The 17,472-nt window shown below is 72.0% G+C and carries 17 protein-coding genes; 9 read left to right on the top strand and 8 right to left on the bottom strand.

Annotated features, from left to right (window positions below; all coding sequences use genetic code 11):
* Window positions 1-3: 3 nt before the first annotated feature.
* Window positions 4-1,530: an ABC transporter substrate-binding protein gene (locus AB0L65_RS24710; protein WP_364249183.1), complete on the bottom strand. Its 1,527-nt coding sequence runs from the start codon at window positions 1,528-1,530 to the stop codon at window positions 4-6.
* 66 nt (window positions 1,531-1,596) lie between these two features.
* Here AB0L65_RS24710 and pdxA point away from each other — a divergent pair, with 66 nt between their 5' ends.
* The 3 genes from pdxA (at window position 1,597) to AB0L65_RS24695 (ending at window position 5,708) form a co-directional block, all read left to right on the top strand.
* Window positions 1,597-4,272 carry a 4-hydroxythreonine-4-phosphate dehydrogenase PdxA gene (gene pdxA / locus AB0L65_RS24705; protein WP_364249181.1) on the top strand — a complete coding sequence of 892 codons (2,676 nt, stop codon included), beginning with the start codon at window positions 1,597-1,599 and terminating at the stop codon, window positions 4,270-4,272.
* A gap of 38 nt (window positions 4,273-4,310) precedes the next feature.
* The gene (locus AB0L65_RS24700; protein WP_364249179.1) at window positions 4,311-5,132 is read left to right on the top strand and encodes a DeoR/GlpR family DNA-binding transcription regulator; all 822 of its coding nucleotides are present in this window, start codon (window positions 4,311-4,313) and stop codon (window positions 5,130-5,132) included.
* 291 nt (window positions 5,133-5,423) lie between these two features.
* A complete protein-coding gene (locus AB0L65_RS24695) occupies window positions 5,424-5,708 on the top strand; it encodes an SDR family oxidoreductase (protein ID WP_364249177.1) in 285 nt (94 codons plus the stop codon).
* Here the strand turns inward: AB0L65_RS24695 and AB0L65_RS24690 are convergent.
* Window positions 5,705-7,189 carry an IclR family transcriptional regulator C-terminal domain-containing protein gene (locus AB0L65_RS24690; protein ID WP_364249175.1) on the bottom strand — a complete coding sequence of 495 codons (1,485 nt, stop codon included), beginning with the start codon at window positions 7,187-7,189 and terminating at the stop codon, window positions 5,705-5,707. The genes AB0L65_RS24695 and AB0L65_RS24690 overlap by 4 nt on opposite strands.
* A 99-nt stretch (window positions 7,190-7,288) precedes the next feature.
* On the opposite strand from AB0L65_RS24690, the gene AB0L65_RS24685 reads away from it, so the two are divergent.
* From AB0L65_RS24685 to pcaG, 5 genes are read left to right on the top strand one after another with little or no spacing between them, the layout of a single operon-like run.
* Complete coding sequence (locus AB0L65_RS24685; protein WP_364249173.1) at window positions 7,289-8,041, top strand: CoA transferase subunit A; 753 nt, start codon at window positions 7,289-7,291, stop codon at window positions 8,039-8,041.
* The gene (locus AB0L65_RS24680) at window positions 8,038-8,667 is read left to right on the top strand and encodes a CoA transferase subunit B (RefSeq protein ID WP_364249171.1); all 630 of its coding nucleotides are present in this window, start codon (window positions 8,038-8,040) and stop codon (window positions 8,665-8,667) included. The genes AB0L65_RS24685 and AB0L65_RS24680 overlap by 4 nt, the downstream gene beginning before the upstream one ends.
* Window positions 8,664-9,809, top strand: a complete 1,146-nt coding sequence (locus AB0L65_RS24675) for a thiolase family protein (protein ID WP_364249169.1) — start codon at window positions 8,664-8,666, stop codon at window positions 9,807-9,809. Before AB0L65_RS24680 ends, AB0L65_RS24675 begins: the two co-directional genes overlap by 4 nt.
* 6 nt (window positions 9,810-9,815) lie before the next feature.
* Window positions 9,816-10,568 carry a protocatechuate 3,4-dioxygenase subunit beta gene (gene pcaH, locus AB0L65_RS24670; RefSeq protein WP_364249167.1) on the top strand — a complete coding sequence of 251 codons (753 nt, stop codon included), beginning with the start codon at window positions 9,816-9,818 and terminating at the stop codon, window positions 10,566-10,568.
* Complete coding sequence (gene pcaG / locus AB0L65_RS24665) at window positions 10,565-11,089, top strand: protocatechuate 3,4-dioxygenase subunit alpha (RefSeq protein WP_364249165.1); 525 nt, start codon at window positions 10,565-10,567, stop codon at window positions 11,087-11,089. Before pcaH ends, pcaG begins: the two co-directional genes overlap by 4 nt.
* A 5-nt stretch (window positions 11,090-11,094) precedes the next feature.
* On the opposite strand, the gene AB0L65_RS24660 is transcribed toward pcaG, so the two are convergent.
* The 4 genes from AB0L65_RS24660 to AB0L65_RS24645 form a co-directional block, all read right to left on the bottom strand.
* Window positions 11,095-11,751: a hypothetical protein gene (locus tag AB0L65_RS24660; protein ID WP_364249163.1), complete on the bottom strand. Its 657-nt coding sequence runs from the start codon at window positions 11,749-11,751 to the stop codon at window positions 11,095-11,097.
* A gap of 68 nt (window positions 11,752-11,819) precedes the next feature.
* The gene (locus AB0L65_RS24655; RefSeq protein ID WP_364249161.1) at window positions 11,820-12,239 is read right to left on the bottom strand and encodes a hypothetical protein; all 420 of its coding nucleotides are present in this window, start codon (window positions 12,237-12,239) and stop codon (window positions 11,820-11,822) included.
* 76 nt (window positions 12,240-12,315) lie between these two features.
* Window positions 12,316-14,010 carry a histidine kinase gene (locus AB0L65_RS24650; RefSeq protein ID WP_364249159.1) on the bottom strand — a complete coding sequence of 565 codons (1,695 nt, stop codon included), beginning with the start codon at window positions 14,008-14,010 and terminating at the stop codon, window positions 12,316-12,318.
* A gap of 78 nt (window positions 14,011-14,088) precedes the next feature.
* A complete protein-coding gene (locus tag AB0L65_RS24645) occupies window positions 14,089-15,936 on the bottom strand; it encodes a serine hydrolase domain-containing protein (protein ID WP_364249157.1) in 1,848 nt (615 codons plus the stop codon).
* Window positions 15,937-16,059: 123 nt separating this feature from the next.
* On the opposite strand from AB0L65_RS24645, the gene AB0L65_RS24640 reads away from it, so the two are divergent.
* Window positions 16,060-16,665 carry a response regulator transcription factor gene (locus AB0L65_RS24640; protein ID WP_364249295.1) on the top strand — a complete coding sequence of 202 codons (606 nt, stop codon included), beginning with the start codon at window positions 16,060-16,062 and terminating at the stop codon, window positions 16,663-16,665.
* A gap of 5 nt (window positions 16,666-16,670) precedes the next feature.
* Here the strand turns inward: AB0L65_RS24640 and AB0L65_RS24635 are convergent, their stop codons facing one another.
* Window positions 16,671-16,862, bottom strand: a complete 192-nt coding sequence (locus AB0L65_RS24635) for a DUF5708 family protein (protein ID WP_364249155.1) — start codon at window positions 16,860-16,862, stop codon at window positions 16,671-16,673.
* Window positions 16,863-16,985: 123 nt separating this feature from the next.
* Window positions 16,986-17,405, bottom strand: coding sequence for a hypothetical protein (locus AB0L65_RS24630; RefSeq protein ID WP_350727660.1), 420 nt, complete (start codon window positions 17,403-17,405; stop codon window positions 16,986-16,988).
* Window positions 17,406-17,472: the final 67 nt, after the last annotated feature.

The raw sequence follows: 17,472 nt of genomic DNA, 5'->3' as shown, positions 1-17,472 counted from the left end.
GAGTCATCCATTCAGCCGGACAGATGCCAGGTCGTAGGAGTTGGTGGGACTGAGCAGCACGTTCTGCACGCGCTTGCGCCGGGCGATGACGGTCTTGGGGACGAAGGCCCACATACAGGGCCAGGTGTCCCAGATCTCCTTCTGGGCGGTGGCGAGCAGGGCGTCCCGGGCCGTCTTGTCGGTTTCCCGGGAGGCCTTCTGGAGCATTTCGGTGATCTTGGGGAACACGTAGCCGTGGTAGGTGTCCCGGGTGGCCTCCTTCTCCTTCGTGCCGGCGAACATGCCCTGCAGCGGAGTCAGCGCCAGCCCGGTCGGGCCGGGGTAGCCGTTGCCGAGGACGTCCCAGTCGCCGCCCCGGCCCTGCCGCCACTTGGAGATGTCGCCGCCCGGCTGGAACTGCTGGAGTTCGGCCTGCACGCCGACCGCCTTGAGCATCTCCACCACGGCCTCCATGACGCTCGTGTCGTTGGCGAACTCCCCGGTCTCCCAGATGATCTTGATCTTGAGATCCTTCACCCCGGCGGCCTCGAGCATCTGCTTGGCCTTCTGCGGGTCGTAGACGTACTCGCCGGTCTGCACCGCCCCGGTCAGGGTGTCGGCCACCACGCCTCGGGCCTGGGTCACCGAATCGGCGAAGACGTCCTTGATCAGGGAAGGGCCGTTGATGGCGTAGCTGAGCGCCTCGCGCACGCGGGCGTCGGCGAGGGGGTGCCCGGAGGGCTTGCGGAAGTTGTAGAAGAGCTGCGTGATGCGGGTGCTCGGCACCTGCTGGATCTCCACGTCGCCGAGACCGGACAGCTGGCTGATCGCATCGGGGGAGATCGCGTCGATCACGTCGACCTCGCCGCTGCGCAGGGCGACGACGCGGTTGGCCTCCTCCGGGAGGAACCTGACCTGTACGGTCTTGATCCCGGGCGCGGGGCCCCAGTACTTGTCGTTGACCTGCAGCGTGTACTCGCCGGTGCCCCGGTTCGCGGAGGTGACGACGTAGGGGCCCGAGCCGATGCCGCCCTGAAGTTCCTCCGCCTTGTTCGCGGCGGCGGGGGTGATCAGGATGTTCGCCATCAGGTAGTCGAGCGTCGGCACCGGGTTCTCGGTCACGAGCTTGAAGGTGCTCGCGTCGACGGGGGTGACCGTCGGCCATTCGGGGAACAGGCCGGCCAGGAACGACCCGGGGACCTTCTGGTACATCTGCAGGGCCGTTGAGACGTCTTCGACCTTGACCGGGCTGCCGTCGGAGTAGCGGACGCCGTCCCGCAGCTTGACCGTCCACTCGGTGGGAGCCGTCAGCTCGAACCTCTCGGCCAGGACGTGCTGCACGGTGAGCTTCGGGTCGATGAAGGTCAGCGCCTGGCGGACGCCGCGCTGGACGCTGACGGCGGCATCGAACTGGTTGAGCTTGTTGTCCAGCGACACGAGGGAGCGGTTGAGCGCCAGCGTGAGGCCAGGACCGGCGGTGGAACCGGCACCAGAGCCGGCGCCGGGGACGGGCCCCGGTCCCGCGCAGGCGGCGAGGGGACTCAACGTCATGGCCGCGCCGGTGAGAGCACCGAGACGGAGAAGACTTCGCCGGGAGTACTGGGGGCCGCTTCCGAGATGAGTCACTGGGCTTCTCGCTTTCTGGACCGTCCTCAGCGGAGCGCTTCTCAGCGGCCGCCTGCCAGGACCGGATGTTTCCCACGTCACAACGACGTTGCTGCACCATTACACGCATGCGCGCTTCGCGCAAGACCTCTAGCGCATTTTGTGCAAGCTGTGACATCATCCAGTCAAGACGAAGGCTGCGCCGACGTGCACGCCTCTCTCCGGAGCGGATCGCGCATGAGGGTTCGCAGGGATAGCGAAAGCCTGTCTGAGGTGCATAGATCGAACACATCGGGGGATTCCTTGACGCCCAGGAGAAGCACGGCCGCGCACGGTGTCCTTATCGTGGCCGACGACCTCTCGGGCGCGGCCGAGTCGGCAGCACGAATAGTTATGCGCGAAACACGCACGAGGATTGTTCTCACTCACCAGGCCGTGCGGGACGAGTGCGATCCCGCCGACATCCTGGTGGTCGATACCGACTCCCGGCACCGGCATCCCGCCGAGGCCGCCGCGGCGGTGCGTTCCGCGGTCGCCCTGGCCTCGGCCGGGCGTCCGCGGCTGGTCTTCAAGAAGATCGACTCTCTACTGCGCGGCAACGTCGCGGCGGAGGTGGCCGCGCTCATGGTGCCTGGGGCCGGCGTCGTCGTCGCCCCTGCCCTGCCCGGTCTGGATCGGGTGGTACGCGGCGGCGTGCTTTACCTGGCCGGTGTGGCCCTCCACCGTGCGAACGCCTGGGCGGTGGACGGCGTCTCCCCTCCGGCGTCGGTCGAGGCGGCCCTGGCGCCGCTTCCGGCCCGCGTGCTGGACCTCGCGACCGTGCGATCGGATCGCCTTTCCGACGCGATCGCCTCCTGCGCCGAAGACTCGCACATCGCGCTGTGCGACGCCGAGACGGATGCCGATCTGGACGCCGTGCTGCGTGCCGCGCTGGCCGTACCGTCGGTGCGACTGGTCGGATCCGGCGGACTCGCCGACGCGCTCGGGCGTCATCTGCGGAGTCTCGGCACGGCCACCGAGCAGACGGCCATCGAGGAGACGGCCACCGAGCAGATAGCCATCGAGGAGCATGAGCCCGTCCCCGCGCATACCGCGCGGCACGGCGACGTGGCCCGCCCGGCGCCGCTCGTCGTGGTGGGCAGCGCCGAGCCGGTCGCGGCCGAGCAGGTCCGCCGGCTGGTCGAGGCGGGAGCCGTACCCGTGGCCCTGCCGTTGACGGCGCTCCTCGGCACACCCTCCGAACGGGACCCCCTCCCCCGCATCCCGATCGGCGAGCGGGCGGTCGTGGCCTTCCTCGACTCCGCCGGCGCCGTCCTGCCGGCGGCCTCGCGTGACATCGCGCGGCGGCTGGCCGAGGTCGTCGCGGACGCGGTGCGCGCGTCCCCGCGGACGGTGGACCTCGTGCTGACCGGCGGCGAGACCGCCCGGCGCGTCCTTGACGCCCTTCAGGTGCGGGAACTGACACCGGTCGGACAGGTGCACCCGGGAGCCGTCCACTCCCGGACGCCCGGCGGCCGTTCCGTGGTCACCCGCCCGGGCAGCTTCGGGGGAGCCGACTCGCTCGTCGAGATCGTCAGGGCCCTGGCCGCGCGCTCCCTCGCAACCCTTGACCCCGCCCCTCCCCAGAACCAAGCGAAAGGTCCCCAAGTGAGCATCACCACCGCCGCCGTCGGCGCGCAGCCGCGCACCGCGGCCACCCCGATCATCGCCGTCACCATGGGCGACGGAGCCGGCGTAGGCCCGGAAGTCATCGTCGGCGCCCTCCAAGACCCCCACGTCGCCGAGCTCTGCCGTCCCGTCGTCATCGGCGACGCCGTACGGCTGCGCCAGGCGGCCGACATCCTCGGGATCGACGCCGAGATCGTGGCGGTCGACACCGTGGCCGATGCCGTGTTCGAGCCGGGACGCGTCAATGTCATCGATCTCGCGCTGCTGCCGGAGGATCTGCCCTGGGGGAAGGTCTCCCCCGTGGCGGGGGCGGCCGCGTACCACTACGTACGCGTCGCCAGCGGACTGGCGATGGCCGGGGAGGTGCAGGCGATCTGCACGGCACCGCTGAACAAGGAGGCCCTGCACGCGGGCGGCCACATCTTCCCGGGACACACCGAGCTCCTCGCGCACCTGACCGGGATCGACGAGGTGTCCATGATGTTGTCCTCACCGAAGATCCGGGTCATCCACGTCACCACGCACATCGGGCTGATCGACGCGATCGCGAAGATCGAACCCGGCCTGGTGGAACGGACCGTTCGCCGCGGCCACGAGGCGCTGCGGCGGGCCGGGATCGACAACCCGCGCATCGGCGTGTGCGGCATCAACCCGCACGCCGGGGAGAACGGCCTGTTCGGGTACGGGGAGGAGGCCGAGAAGATCGTTCCCGCCATCGAGGTCCTGAAGGCCGACGGCATCGACGTGCAGGGACCGCTGCCCGCCGACACGGCGTTCTTCGTCGCGGGGCGCGGAGACTACGACCTCATCGTGGCGATGTACCACGACCAGGGCCACGGCCCGGTGAAGATCCTCGGCATCGAGGCCGGGGTGAACATCACCGTGGGACTGCCCGTCATCCGCACGTCCGTGGACCACGGAACCGCCTTCGACATCGCCGGGAAGGGCCTCGCCGAGGTCGGTAGCATGATCGAGGCGCTGCGGCAGGCCGCCCAGATGTCTCCCAGCCCGGCCGTCTGACCCCGGGGCGTTGAACGACAAGCCGAGAAGGAGGAGCGTTGTCCAGTAACTCTGAGCGTCGGCGCGCCGAGATCGTGCGTCTGGCCACGACCAGTGGTCTGGCCAGCGTCGAGGAGCTGTCCTCGACGTTCGACGTGACGTCCTCGACCATCCGGCGTGACCTCGCCCGGCTGACCGCGCAGGGGCTGCTGGCCCGCACGTACGGCGGTGCGATGGCCGTCGTCGCGCACCCCGAGGACTCGTTGCGCCAGCGCGTCGGTGACGCCTTCGAGGCCAAGCGCGGAATCGCCCGGTGGGCGGCCCAGCAGATCGGAGCCGGGGAGTCCGTGTTGCTCGACGCCGGCTCGACCGTCGCGGCGCTGGCTCACGAACTGCGCTCCAGCACCCAGCTCCTGATCGCCACCACGAGCCTGACGGTGCTGAAAGAGCTCGACGACGTCGAGGGCCTCCATGTGGAGTGTCTCGGCGGCAGGCTGCGCCACCTCAGCCAGGGATTCGTCGGCCCCGTCACCGAGACCGCCCTGGAGCGGATGTCGTTCGACCGCGTCTTTCTCGGGGCTGACGGAGTCACCGCCGACCGCGGGATCTGCGAGGCCGACCTCCAGCAGACCCGGCTCAAGGAGCTCATGGCGCGCAGTTCCCACAGGACCTACGTGCTGGCGCATGCGGCCAAGCTCGGGCGACGTCCGTTCCACGCCTGGGTCCGGCTCCCCCGGCCCTGGACGCTGGTGACCGACGCCGGCGCCTCGGAGGACGAGCTGGCCCCGTTCTCGGCTGAGGGAGTCGAGGTGGTCGTGGTCGACGCCGAAGGACGGATCAGCAAGCCGAGGCCGGCCGCGGGTCGGCCGATCGCCCCATAACGTGGGGTGGAAGAACGTGCGAAATGCCGCTGGTCAGGGCTTTTACTTGATGCCTGGGCAGGTTCCGTAGCCGAGGCTGTCGCCGACGCGGTTGCGCCCAGAGCTGGCCCGTGCGCACTTGCTCTACGGCGAGTGGCTGCGGCGCCGAACCCGGCGTGCCCGGCGAAATCGACCGGTTGTTCCGAGGTCTGGAGGCGGGCCTGAAGGAGCGGACCGGGACGACCGCCCTGGACATCCTGGTGAACAACGCCGGCGAGACCTTGCCCAACGGAGCCGCACCCGAGGAGGTCGATGACCAAGGGCGCCATCGAACAGCTCTCACGGCACCTCGCCCCCCGGAGGGGGATCACGGTCAACACCGTGGCCCCCGGCATCACGGACAACGGAAACGAGATCTTCAAGATCCCCGAGGTCCGGGAGCAGATGTCCCAGTTGTCGGCGTTCAAACGCATCGGCGAGCCGGAGGAGGTCGTCGACGTGGTGGTCTTCCTCGCCACCGACCAAGCGCGCTGGATCACCGGAACGTTCGTCGACGCCACCGGCGGCAGCCTCCTCGGCCAGACGGGTACGTCCTAAGTCGTCCAGGGCGTCACGGGGACGTGCCGCAGGTCGGCGGACATTCTGGCGGCCGTCTCGGCCAGGGCGGGCAGGACGTCGCGGAGCAGGTCGGCGCGGGTGGCCCGGCTGGCGTGGGTGGCGACGTTGACGGCGGCGACCACCCGCCCGTCCCGGCCCAGGACCGGCACCGCGATGGACCGGACCCCCTCCTCCAGCTCCTGGTCGACCAGCGCGTAGCCGTCCTCGGCGGCCTGCCGGACGGCGGCCCGCAGCCGGTCGGGCGCCGTGATGGTGTGGCGGGTCAGCGGCTCGGGCGCGATGGCGGCCACCCGTTCTTCGGGCTGGTCGGCCAGGAGCACCCGGCCCATCGAGGTGGCGTACGCGGGGAAGCGGGTGCCGACCGTGATGTTGACGGTCATGATGCTCACGGTGGGCACGCGCGCCACGTACAGGACGTCGTCGCCCGACAGCACCCCGACCGAGGCGGACTCGTGGACGCGGGCCACCAGGTCGGCCAGGTGCGGCTGGACGACCTCGCCGAAGGAGCGCTCGGACAGGGCGGCGTAGCCCAGCTCCATCGCCTTGGGGAGCACGGCGAAGCGGGAGTCGTCGCAGGCCACGTAGCCCAGCCGCGCCAGCACCTGCAGCGATCGCCGCACGGTGGCGCGCGGGAGCCCGGTGGTCTTGGCGGCGTCGGCCAGGCTCAGCCCGCCGCGGGCCGACCCGAGCGCCACCAGCACGGCCAGGCCGCGGGCAAGCGACTGCAGGTACCCCGCACCCAGCTCCTCCTTGGCTGCGCGAGAAAGATCCGCGGGGGCCGGTGCCAGAGGGGGCCGGGGCGCCGGCTCGGTCAGGGCCGCCTCCATGGCCGCGACCGTCTCGCGCAGCCGGGGCAGCGCGTAGTCGCGCAGGCTGGCGGCGGTGTGCCGGTTGGTGTGGCTGACGACGCTCACCGCGCAGACCGCCTCCCCTCGCGGGTCGCGTACGGGCACCGCGACCGCGACCAGGCCCGGCTCGATGAGCTGGTCGTCCTCGGCCCACGGCGCGGCGGGGTCGCGCAGGGCCAGGCCCGCCGCGCAGCGGTCGGCCGGCAGCAGGTCGCCGACCCGGAAGGCGACCGACATGGTGCGCCGGCGGGTGAACTGGCCGATGAAGCGCACCCCGTCGCCGTCCGGGACGGCCAGCGACACGGACTCGTCCAGCTCCTCCGCGAGCCGCTCGGCCGGCGGCGCGAGGGGGTCGCGCAGGCCGCCGCAGGCGAGGTACGCCTCGCCCAGCTCCATCAGGCGCGGCGCGGGCAGCAGGTCGCGCCCCTCCGCGCGGACGTAGCCGAGGTGGACCAGCGTGGCCAGCACGCGGTCGACCGTGGACCTGGCCAGGCCGGTGGCGCGCACGAGGTCGGTGGCGCGCACCCGCATGGGGCGCGGGCGCCCGGCGGCATCCGCCGTCAGCGCCCGAAGCACGGCCAGGCCGCGTTCCAGGGTCCCCGCAGGCTCCATCGGCCCTCCTTTGACACGGGCGCGGTCACGTACGCATACTCGACATCACAATAGTGAACTAAAGTTCACTATGCGAACACCCCCGATGAATGGAGCGTCGTGCGGAGAGACAAAGTGGTCGCGACCGCGGAGGAGGCGCTGGCCGGCGTGTCGGACGGCGCGTCGTTCGCGGTCGGCGGCTTCGGGCTCAGCGGCATCCCCAACGTCCTGATCCAGGCCCTCTACACCACCGGCGTGACGGGGATCGGCGTGGTGTCGAACAACTGCGGGGTGGACGGCGGCGGCCTCGGCATCCTGCTCGCGGCCGGCCGCATCGCCCGCGTGACCGCCTCCTACATCGGCGACAACAAGGAGTTCGCCCGCCAGTACCTCGCCGGGGAGCTGGAGGTGGAGCTGACCCCGCAGGGCAGCCTGGCCGAGCGGCTGCGGGCGGGCGGCGCCGGCATCCCCGCCTTCTACACCCCCGCCGGGGTCGGCACGCCGGTCGCCGACGGCGGCCTGCCCCTGCGCCACCACCCGGACGGCTCGATCGCGGTGGCCTCGCCGCCGAAGGAGGTCCGCGAGTTCGACGGCCGCTCCTACGTGCTGGAGCGCAGCATCACCACCGACTTCGCGCTGGTACGGGCTGCCAAGGGTGACCGCTTCGGCAACCTGGTCTTCAACAAGGCCGCCCGCAACTTCAACCCCCTCGCCGCGATGGCCGGGCGGGTCACGGTCGCCGAGGTCGAGGAGCTGACCGACCTGGAGCCGGACGAGGTGCACCTGCCCGGCGTGTTCGTCCAGCGCGTCCTCGTCCTGACCCCCGACCAGGCGACCGACAAGGCCATCGAGAAGAGGACGGTCACCTCATGAGCTGGACCAGGGACGAGATGGTCGCGCGGGCGGCGGCCGAGCTGCGCGACGGCGACTACGTCAACCTCGGCATCGGGCTGCCCACCCGCATCCCGTCGTTCCTGCCGCCCGACGTGGACGTGATCCTGCACTCCGAGAACGGCATCCTCGGCGTCGGCCCCTACCCCGCCCCCGACGCGCTGGACCCCGACCTGATCAACGCCGGCAAGGAGACCGTGACCGTGCTCCCGGGCGCGTCCTTCTTCGACTCGTCGCTGTCGTTCGGCATGATCCGGGGCGGCCACATCGACGTGGCGGTGCTGGGCGCGATGCAGGTCTCGGCGCGCGGCGATCTGGCGAACTGGATGGTGCCCGGGAAGCTGGTCAAGGGCATGGGCGGGGCGATGGACCTGGTCCACGGCGCCGGCCGGGTCATCGTGATCATGGATCACACCGCCAAGGACGGCACACCGAAGATCGTCAAGGAGTGCTCGCTGCCCCTCACGGGCAAGGAGTGCGTGCACCGGATCATCACCGACCTCGGCGTCCTCGACGTCACCGGGGACGGGCTGAGGCTGGTCGAGACCGCGCCCGGGGTGAGCGTGGCCGACCTGCGCGACCGCACGGAAGCGGAGGTAGCCGTATGAACACCGTCTACATCGTGGACGCCGTCCGCACGCCCTTCGGCCGCCACGGCGGGGCACTGGCCGGCATCCGCCCCGACGACCTGGCCGCCCACGTCGTCAAGGCCCTCGCCGAGCGCAACGGCGTGGAGGCCCCCGACGAGGTGATCCTCGGCAACGCCAACGGCGCCGGCGAGGAGAACCGCAACGTCGCCCGCATGGCCGCGCTGCTCGCCGGCCTGCCCGTGACCACCCCGGGCGTCACCGTGAACCGGCTGTGCGGCTCCGGCATGGAGGCCGTCATCCAGGCCTACCGCATGATCGCCCTCGGCGACGCCTCCACCGTGATCGCCGGCGGCGTGGAGTCGATGACCCGCGCGCCGTGGGTGCTGCCCAAGCCGGACAGGGCGTTCCCGGCCGGCGGACAGGAACTGGTCTCCACGACGCTCGGCTGGCGGCTGGTCAACCCGCAGATGCCCGCCGAGCACACCGTGCCGCTGGGTGAGGGCGCCGAGCTGATCGCCGATCGGCACGGCATCGCCAGGGCGGAGCAGGACGCGTACGCGCTGGCCAGTCACCAGAAGGCGGCCAAGGCCTCGTTCGAACGCGAGATCGTCCCCATCGGCGGCCTGACCAGGGACGAGAGCATCCGCGAGGACACCGGCCCCGACCAGCTCGCCCGGCTCAAGCCAGTCTTCCGCCCAGGCGGCACGGTCACCGCGGGCAACTCCTCCCCGCTCAACGACGGCGCGGCGGCCCTGCTGCTGACCGACGAGGCGGGGCTGCGTGGCCGCGAGCCCCTGGCCAGGATCGTCGCCGGCGCGGCCGGCGCGCTCGAACCCCGTTACTTCGGGCTCGGCCCGGTCGAGGCGTCGCGCAGGGCCCTGGCCAGGGCGGGCAAGGGGTTCGGCGACCTGGCGTCGGCCGAGCTGAACGAGGCGTTCGCCGCGCAGGTGCTCGGCTGCCTGGCCGAGCTGCCCGACCTCGACCCCGCCATCGTCAACCCCGACGGCGGCGCCATCGCCCTGGGCCACCCGCTCGGCGCCTCCGGCGCCCGCGTCACCGGCACCCTGGCCCACCGGCTCGCCGCCGCCGGCTCCGGCACCGGGCTCGCGTCCCTCTGTATCGGCGTCGGCCAGGGCCTGGCCGTCGTCCTGGAAAGGTAGCCGCAGATGACCCCACCCCTCACCCAAGCCGACATCGACCGCGAGATCGCCGAGGTCCGCAAGGCCCGCGAAGGCGCAGAGGCCGACCATCCCGATCGCGACTTCGCCCCCTACCGCAGCAGCGTGCTGCGCCACCCCAAGCAGCCGCTCGTCGCGCTGAAGGACCCGGAGGCGGCGGAGCTGGCCGGACCGGTCTTCGGCGTCGCCGACGTCGCGCCGTTCGACGCGGACCTGACCAGGCAGCACGCCGGCGAGCCGCTCGGCGAGCGGATCACCGTCCAGGGGCGGGTGCTGGACCGCGACGGCCGCCCGGTACGCGGCCAGCTCGTGGAGGTCTGGCAGGCCAACGCCTCGGGCCGCTACCTCCACCAGCGCGACGACCATCCCGCGCCGCTCGACCCCAACTTCTCGGGCGTGGGCCGCTGCCTGACCGACGACGAGGGCCGCTACGCGTTCACCACGATCAAGCCCGGCGCGTACCCGTGGCGCAACCACGTCAACGCCTGGCGGCCCGCGCACATCCACTTCTCGGTGTTCGGCACGGCCTTCACGCAGCGGCTGGTGACCCAGATGTACTTCCCGAACGACCCGCTGTTCCCGTACGACCCCGTGCTCAACTCCGTCACCGACGAGCGGGCCAGGCAGCGGCTGGTCTCCACCTACGACCACGACCTGTCCGTGCCGGAGTGGTCGCTGGGCTACCGGTGGGACATCGTGCTGGACGGCCCCGCCGCGACCTGGATGGAGGAAGGCCGATGAACCCCACCCCCTCGCAGACCGTGGGCCCGTTCTACGGCTACGCGCTGCCGATCCCCCGCGGCGGCGACGTCGCCGACGGCGGGATCACCGTCCACGGCCGCGTCTACGACGGCGCGGGCGAGCCGGTGCCCGACGCGCTGCTGGAGTTCTGGCAGGCCGACCCGTCCGGCGGCCTCGCGGGCGCGCCGGGCACGCTCCGGCGCGACCAGGTCACCGGCGTGCCGCTGGGCCGGCGCGGGGTCGACTTCACCGGGTTCGGCCGGGTGGCCACCGATGCCGACGGCGGCTGGGCCCTGCGCACGCTCCCACCCGGCAACGGCTACATCAGCGTCTGCGTGTTCGCCCGCGGCCTGCTCCACCACCTCTACACCCGCATCTACTTCACCCAGGACGCCTTCCTCGGCTCGCTGCCCCCGGAGCGCGGGCGGACGCTGGTGCCCGTGGAGGAGCGTACGGGCGTCTACCGGTTCGACATCCACCTGCAAGGCGACGAGGAGACCGTCTTCCTGGACTTCGGCTGATCTCCTCAGACCAGGCCCACCATGAAGCCCTCGTCGCGGATGCCCAGGTAGATGGCCGGACGGTACTGGCGCATGGCGTGCTCGATGACCGGGATGTACTTGGGGTTCGAGCCCAGCGGGAGCCGGTAGCCGTTCTTGACCGTGTGGAACTCCCACAGGTGCTCCATGTCCGGATGGCGCGCGCGGAAGCCCGGGTCGGCCGGGAAGAGGTCGAGGCGGACCATCGTCTTGCGCATGATGTAGTCGGCCAGTTTGACGCGGCGCTGCTGCGTGCGCGAGATGCCCACCGCGGACAGCTCGGCCCACGGCGCCGCCCACGGGCGGCCCTGGGGGTCGTCCCAGCGCACGCCGTGGACGTCGAAGACGAGCTTGCGCGGCCGGCTGAGCTTGCGCCAGGTGATGATGGGCAGCAGCCCGATGAACAGGAAGATCAGCCCGATGACCAGGACGGCGACCGCGGAGCCCGCGCCGCCCGTCGTCTGCCCGGTGAGCGCCGAGAAGACCGCCATGAGCCCGAGGGCTCCCGCGACGGAGCCGCCGATCAGCGCCTTCACCTTGGCGTCGCCGCCGACGTCGATCACCACGGGAGGCGGCGCGAAGGCGGGCTGCTGCTGCGGGGGGTAGGGGGCGTTGAACTGTGGCTGCTGCGGGCCGTACGTCATGAAACGGCAGGTTAGCCGTGATCACGGCGCGTACTGTGACGCTTCGTACTTTTGCGAAGCGTTCTGGGTCACCCTGCGGGACGGATCTCGGTGAACAGGCGCAGCGTCACCGGCCGCAGCCGCCACCTGAGCCGGCGCAGCCGCAGGGGCGAGAACCTGGCCGTGAGGACGATCTTCAGGTACGAGCTCCCGGTCTGCCCCACGGGCACCCGCGCGCAGAACCCCGACACCTCGGCGCGGGCCGCCCGCCCGTCCAGCAGCAGCCGGCTGCTCCCGCGGACCTCGGATCCGCCCTCCAGGCTCACCGACTCCCACAGGAGCTCCGGCACCCCGGGCAGGGAGAGCCGCAGCGTGAAGCCCGCCAGCGACCCGGCCGGGCTCAGGTAGAAGGAGCCGTCGAAGTCGCCGCTCCCGAGACCGGCCGAGAGCGTCGCCTCGCTGGCGTCCATGGCGATCCGCCAGGCGTTGGGATCGGTATAGGGGATCAAGGGGCTCACCTCGCTGTCCGGTAAGACGCGTCTACACAGACAAGACGTCGTAGCCCCCGCGAATGTGACAACCGGGTCAGCGCTGCGCGGGCACGGTCGCGTCGAGCCGGAAGCGGTGATCCCGGGAGGCGGTCGTGAGGCGGCCGCCCAGGGCGGCGAGGCGGGCGGTGAGGTTGGCGATGCCCTGGCCGGGCTCGGCGGGGCGGCCGGTGACGCCGTCGTTGTCCATGCGCAGCCGTACGAGGTCGTCGCCGGTGGTCAGGGCGATCGTCACGTGGCGGGCCTCGCTGTGCCGCAGCACGTTGGTGGCCGCCTCGCGGACCACGACGGCGAGCAGGGCGTCGACGCCGGCGGGCAGGGGTGCGGGATCGGGGTCGATCTCCACGGTCGCGCCGGTGGCCTCGAGGACCTCGCGGGCCGAGGCCAGCTCGGCGCGCAGGCTGAGCCCGGGTTCGCCGTCCCCGGGGATGGCGCGCAGGTCGGCGAGCGCGGTGTGGGCCACGGTGACGATGCCGGCCAGCTCGGCCTCGGCGCGGGCGGGGTCGCGGGCGGCCAGCTCGGCCTTGACGGTGATCGCGGACAGGCCGTACCCGATCAGGTCGTGGACGTCCTGGGCGATCCTGCGCCGCTCCCGGGCCGCGGCCAGCCCAGCGAGCGCCAGCCGCGACTCGCGTACCTGGTAGACCAGCCGCGTCACGGCGGTCAGCCCGTAGAACATCGCCGACATGCCGACCACCTCCACCAGGGCCGCCGGGATGTCCGCGGCCGGGCCGGACCGGGCCAGGAGCACCGCTGGCACGCTCGCCACCACCGCCGCGTACAGCGCCCACGCCAGGCGCGGCGCGGGGGTCACGATCAGCAGGGCGGCGGCGGCCCAGCCGACGAGCTGGTAGTAGGGGCGGTCCGGTTCGAGCAGCGGCAGCCACGCGAGCAGCAGCTGCGCGGGCAGCGTCCAGGCGGCGTGCCTCGGCCGGACGCCGGGAGGCCGCGGCAGAGCGTGGTACGCCTGCAGCGCGACCACCCCGATGACCGCGGCCCAGTACGCCACCCGCAGCCCGACCGGCACCGGCGCGCGGGCGACGACAATGATCGCGGCGACGGGGACCCACAGGTAGACCACTGTCAGGATGGGCAGCGCGAGCCGCGGGGTCAGGTCGCCGGGCGGCGGGATCGGCGGCGGTTCGGGGCGCTGCCTGGCCTGCCGCGCCGCGCGCCGGGTCAGCGGCGGGATCTCCCCGGCCCGCCCGGCGGCGGCCAGCCCGATGACGCGGGACAGCGTGGACCCGAGCACCGCGTCCAGGTCGTGGCCGGCCCGCTCGCGCTCCTCGGCCACCGAGCGCGCGGCCAGCTCGGCCCGGGTGGCGTGGAGCTCGTCGCGCAGGTCGCTGAGCCGCGTGAGGGCGAACACGACCAGCCCCTGCGTGGCCGTGTTGCCCACCGCGTTGACCCAGACGTAGGCGTCGGCGCCGAGGTTCACGACGCCCGCGGCGGCCGTCACGCCGCCGAAGAGCACCCAGCGCAGCGGCCCGCGGGCGACCAGGAGGACGGAGGCGGCGAAGAACGCCGACGGCCCGCCGAAGGGCACCGGCCCCATCCAGGCGAACAGCGCCGCCTGGCCGGCCACCAGCCACCAGCCCCGCAGCCGCCGGGTCCGCGGCAGCGAGCACAGCAGTTGCAGAGCGAGGGAGAGCAGCGCCGACGCGCCCGGCAGTCCTGCGGCCGGGGGGATCACCAGGAGGAGGAGCACGACCAGGATGATGAGCTTGGACACTCGATCCCCACCGCGAGACGACCTTCACCGTTTCGCGGCCAAGCATCCCACAGCGCGGGTCCGGGTCCCGGGCGGGGATCAGCCGAACACGCCCCCGACCATGTGGTACGCGTACGCGACGGCCATGAAGCCCGCGGAGACGAGCGCGAAGGCCGTGTAGGAGATCCGCCCGGCCGGGCCCCACCAGCCCTTCCACCAGGCGCCCGCCGAGCAGGCCAGGACCCCGCCGCTGAGCACGAACGCCGTGGACGAGGCGATCAGGGCGGCCGTGAGCAGCGGGGACCCGAGGAAGATGGCGTCGGTCGGCGCGATGACGATCGTGACGGCGAGGCCGTACGCGAAGACCAGGACGAGCACGCCGGTCAGCCAGGCGAGCCACCACGCGGCCCGATGCCGGGCGGGCCTGCCCCGGAGCCTGCGGACGAGCGCCACGACCGGCATCCCGAGCCCGGCGAGCGCGAACGCGGCCAGGCCCGCGTACACCAGCCACACGTGCAGGCCGGCGGCCGAGCGTTCGAACGTGGCCGCCTCCTCCTGGTGGCCGCCCGCGAGCAGGCCGTGGCCGTCGAAGGCGATGCGCTCCTGTCCGCCCCGCTCGGCGAACAGCCCCGGCCCGACGAGCTGCCACGTCTGCACGGGTCTGGCGGGGTCGCGGGACAGGCCCGTCGTGGTGATCGTCCCGTCCCCCGCCGCCTCCACGGTCACGTTGGTGAACAGCGCGCCGAACCTCAGCAGGTCGCCGGGGATCCGGGTCGAGGTGTACGTCCCCGCGTACGCCGAGGTGTCCCCGCGCACCGGCCGCGGCTGTTCCGGCTTGCCGGGGAAGTAGCGGTCGACGACCCGGTCGACCAGCTCGGCGGCGGCGGCCTCCGAATCCTCGCCGTTGAAGACGACGTACACGCCGGTCCCCTGGTCGGGCAGCAGGGCCAGCACGTGGTGGAAGCCGTTGATGTCGCCGCCCTTGGAGAAGATCCGGCGACCGTTCCTGGCCGTCTCCTCCAGGCCGTACCCCATGCCGGGGAGCCGGTCGTCCTGCGTGTAGTGGCGGGTCATCATGGTCGTGCCGACGTTCCTGCCCAAGCGGGGGTCGTCGCCCAGCAGCGCGATCATCAGCCGCCCCATGTCGGCGGCGGTGGTGACGGGCCCGGCCCCGGAGGCGGGCGACCCGTAGTAGCGCTTGTACGGAACGTCCCCGTTGTATCCCCGGGCCAGGGTGCCGAGCAGGGCGGTGGGCAGCGGCGCCTTGAACGACGTGCCCTCCATGCCCAGCGGCGCGAGGATGCGCGAGCGCACGTACTCGGCGAACGGCTGCCCCGAGGCCACCTCGACCAGGTAGCCCGCGAGGTTGTAGGCGTAGTTGTCGTAGGCGAGGACGGTCCCCGGCGGGCGCACCCGCTCCGGACGGCCGTTCTTGACCACCTCGGCAAGCGGCTCGGCGGCTCCGGGGTCCTCCCAGGACGAGCCGAGCACGTTGTCCGCGAAGCCGGCCGTATGGGTCAGCAGGTGCTCCAGGGTGACCGGCCGTCCCGGGAAGGTGTTCTCGATCTTGAAGGTCTTCAGGTACGTGTTGACGTCGGCGCGCAGGTCGAGCTTGCCCTCCTGGACGAGCTGGAGCGCGGCGATCGCGGTGAACGTCTTGGCCGTCGAGGCGGCGAAGAACCCCGTGCGGGCCGCGTCCACCGGAACGCGCCCGGCCAGGTCGGCGTAGCCGTACCCGCGGGAGAAGACCTGCCGGCCGCCCGACACCACCGTGACCGCCGCGCCGGGGATCCCGTGCGCGGCGAGCTGGGCGGGCACCACCTGGTCGACCAGCGTTCCGACGTCCTCCAGGTCGATGGAGGCGGCGGCGGCTCCGCCGGACAGGCCGCACACCAGCAGCCCGGTCATCAGTACGGTCGTCAGGCCGGGGAACAGGGCTTTCTGCATGCCTCCCAAGATCGCGAACGCGGCCGGTCCCGGACCAGTGCCAGGCACCTCGATCCGGCAGGTGAAACGCACGAACCGGACATCGGAAATATCATGGTCCCCATGCTTCGGGGGGAGTCGAGAGTGATCCGGGTGCTGCTGGCCGAGGACCTGCATCTCATCCGCGGGGCGCTCGCCTCGCTCCTGCGCCTGGAGCCCGACATCGAGGTCGTCGCCGAGGCGGCGGACGGGGACGCGGTGCTGCCCGCGGCGCTGGCGCACCGGCCCGACGTGGCCGTGCTGGACGTGCAGATGCCCGGTATCGACGGCATCGAGGCCGCCGCCGTGCTCCGTGAACGGCTCCCCGGCTGCCGCGTGCTCGTCCTCACCCAGCTGGGCCGGCCGGAGGTGCTGCGCAGGGCGCTGGCGGCCGGCGTCCAGGGGTTCATGCTGAAGGACGCGCCGCCCGCCGACCTCGCCGCGGCCGTGCGCCGCGTCCACGCGGGCGAGACGGTGGTCGACCCCGCCCTCGCCGCGGCCACCATCGCGGCCAGGGCGAATCCGCTGTCACCGCGCGAGGTGGACGTGCTGCGCCGGGCCGCCGGCGGTGACGACCTCCCGGAGATCGCCGCCGCGCTCCACCTGACCAGGGGCACGGTACGCAACTACCTGGGGGCGATCGTCACCAAGCTCGACGCCCGCAACCGGCTGGACGCGGTCCGCATCGCCACCGAGGCCGGCTGGCTCTGACCGCGTCAGGCGCGCTCGTCGCGGGCGATCCGGTAGAGCCCGTACGCGGCCTCGATCGCGCCGAGCACCATCATGACCACGCCGATCTTCGACGGGGTGAACACCACGATCTCGACGTCGAGCCCGAACAGCCACAGCGCCAGCCCGATGACGAAGACCGCCAGTCCGGTGAGGAACGTCTTGCGGGCAGGAGCCATGGGGACCTCTTTCGATCAGAGCCGTTTCCAGCAACGCTAGCGACGGCCCGGGTCTCCAGGCTTCCTGCCCGCTGAGGAGATCGGCGTACATCCTTCGGGTGACGCCACCGGACCCCGTGATCGTCACGCGGGAACGCCGGTGGCCCCCTTGGGCGGCGCGATGAGGCCGTACATGACCAGGGCGCAGAGCGCGATCGCGATCACCGACCAGAGCGGGAAGGCCACCATGAAGGCGAAGTGACCGATCATCGCCAGCCCGGCCAGGACGACCCCGGTCCAGCGGGCCCAGGTCTGCCCGGCCAGCACGCCGAGCCCCACCGCGAACATCAGGACGCCGATCGCCAGCCAGATCACGCCCCAGGCGGTGTAGTTCCACACCAGGAGGCGGCCTCCGGGCGTGACGAAGAAGTACGTCTTGAACAGGGCTATGATGCCCTCGATGATGTTGAAGATACCCAGCACCATCGAGAGGGTGCCGGCGAATCCGAGCCAGCCCGAGTAACCACCACGGTGGAATGCGAACGGTGACGTTGACGTCGCCATGATCGTCTCCTTCCCGGCGAGTTGAAACTCCGGGTCGCCGTCTGCATCCATGCCCGAGATGTCTAAA

The organism is Nonomuraea sp. NPDC052116 (assembly GCF_040680035.1).
Taxonomy (GTDB): Bacteria; Actinomycetota; Actinomycetes; order Streptosporangiales; family Streptosporangiaceae; genus Nonomuraea; species Nonomuraea angiospora_A.
This window is presented reverse-complemented; position numbering and strand designations above follow the sequence as displayed.

Bases quoted from the DNA above. Each gene is read 5' to 3' on its own strand.
- AB0L65_RS24710 (WP_364249183.1), bottom strand. From the start codon at position 1,530: ATGACGTTGAGTCCCCTCGCCGCCTGCGCGGGACCGGGGCCCGTCCCC.
- pdxA (WP_364249181.1), top strand. From the start codon at position 1,597: ATGAGTCACTGGGCTTCTCGCTTTCTGGACCGTCCTCAGCGGAGCGCT.
- AB0L65_RS24695 (WP_364249177.1), top strand. From the start codon at position 5,424: ATGACCAAGGGCGCCATCGAACAGCTCTCACGGCACCTCGCCCCCCGG.
- AB0L65_RS24690 (WP_364249175.1), bottom strand. From the start codon at position 7,189: ATGGAGCCTGCGGGGACCCTGGAACGCGGCCTGGCCGTGCTTCGGGCG.
- AB0L65_RS24680 (WP_364249171.1), top strand. From the start codon at position 8,038: ATGAGCTGGACCAGGGACGAGATGGTCGCGCGGGCGGCGGCCGAGCTG.
- AB0L65_RS24675 (WP_364249169.1), top strand. From the start codon at position 8,664: ATGAACACCGTCTACATCGTGGACGCCGTCCGCACGCCCTTCGGCCGC.
- pcaH (WP_364249167.1), top strand. From the start codon at position 9,816: ATGACCCCACCCCTCACCCAAGCCGACATCGACCGCGAGATCGCCGAG.
- pcaG (WP_364249165.1), top strand. From the start codon at position 10,565: ATGAACCCCACCCCCTCGCAGACCGTGGGCCCGTTCTACGGCTACGCG.
- AB0L65_RS24660 (WP_364249163.1), bottom strand. From the start codon at position 11,751: ATGACGTACGGCCCGCAGCAGCCACAGTTCAACGCCCCCTACCCCCCG.
- AB0L65_RS24645 (WP_364249157.1), bottom strand. From the start codon at position 15,936: ATGCAGAAAGCCCTGTTCCCCGGCCTGACGACCGTACTGATGACCGGG.
- AB0L65_RS24635 (WP_364249155.1), bottom strand. From the start codon at position 16,862: ATGGCTCCTGCCCGCAAGACGTTCCTCACCGGACTGGCGGTCTTCGTC.
- AB0L65_RS24630 (WP_350727660.1), bottom strand. From the start codon at position 17,405: ATGGCGACGTCAACGTCACCGTTCGCATTCCACCGTGGTGGTTACTCG.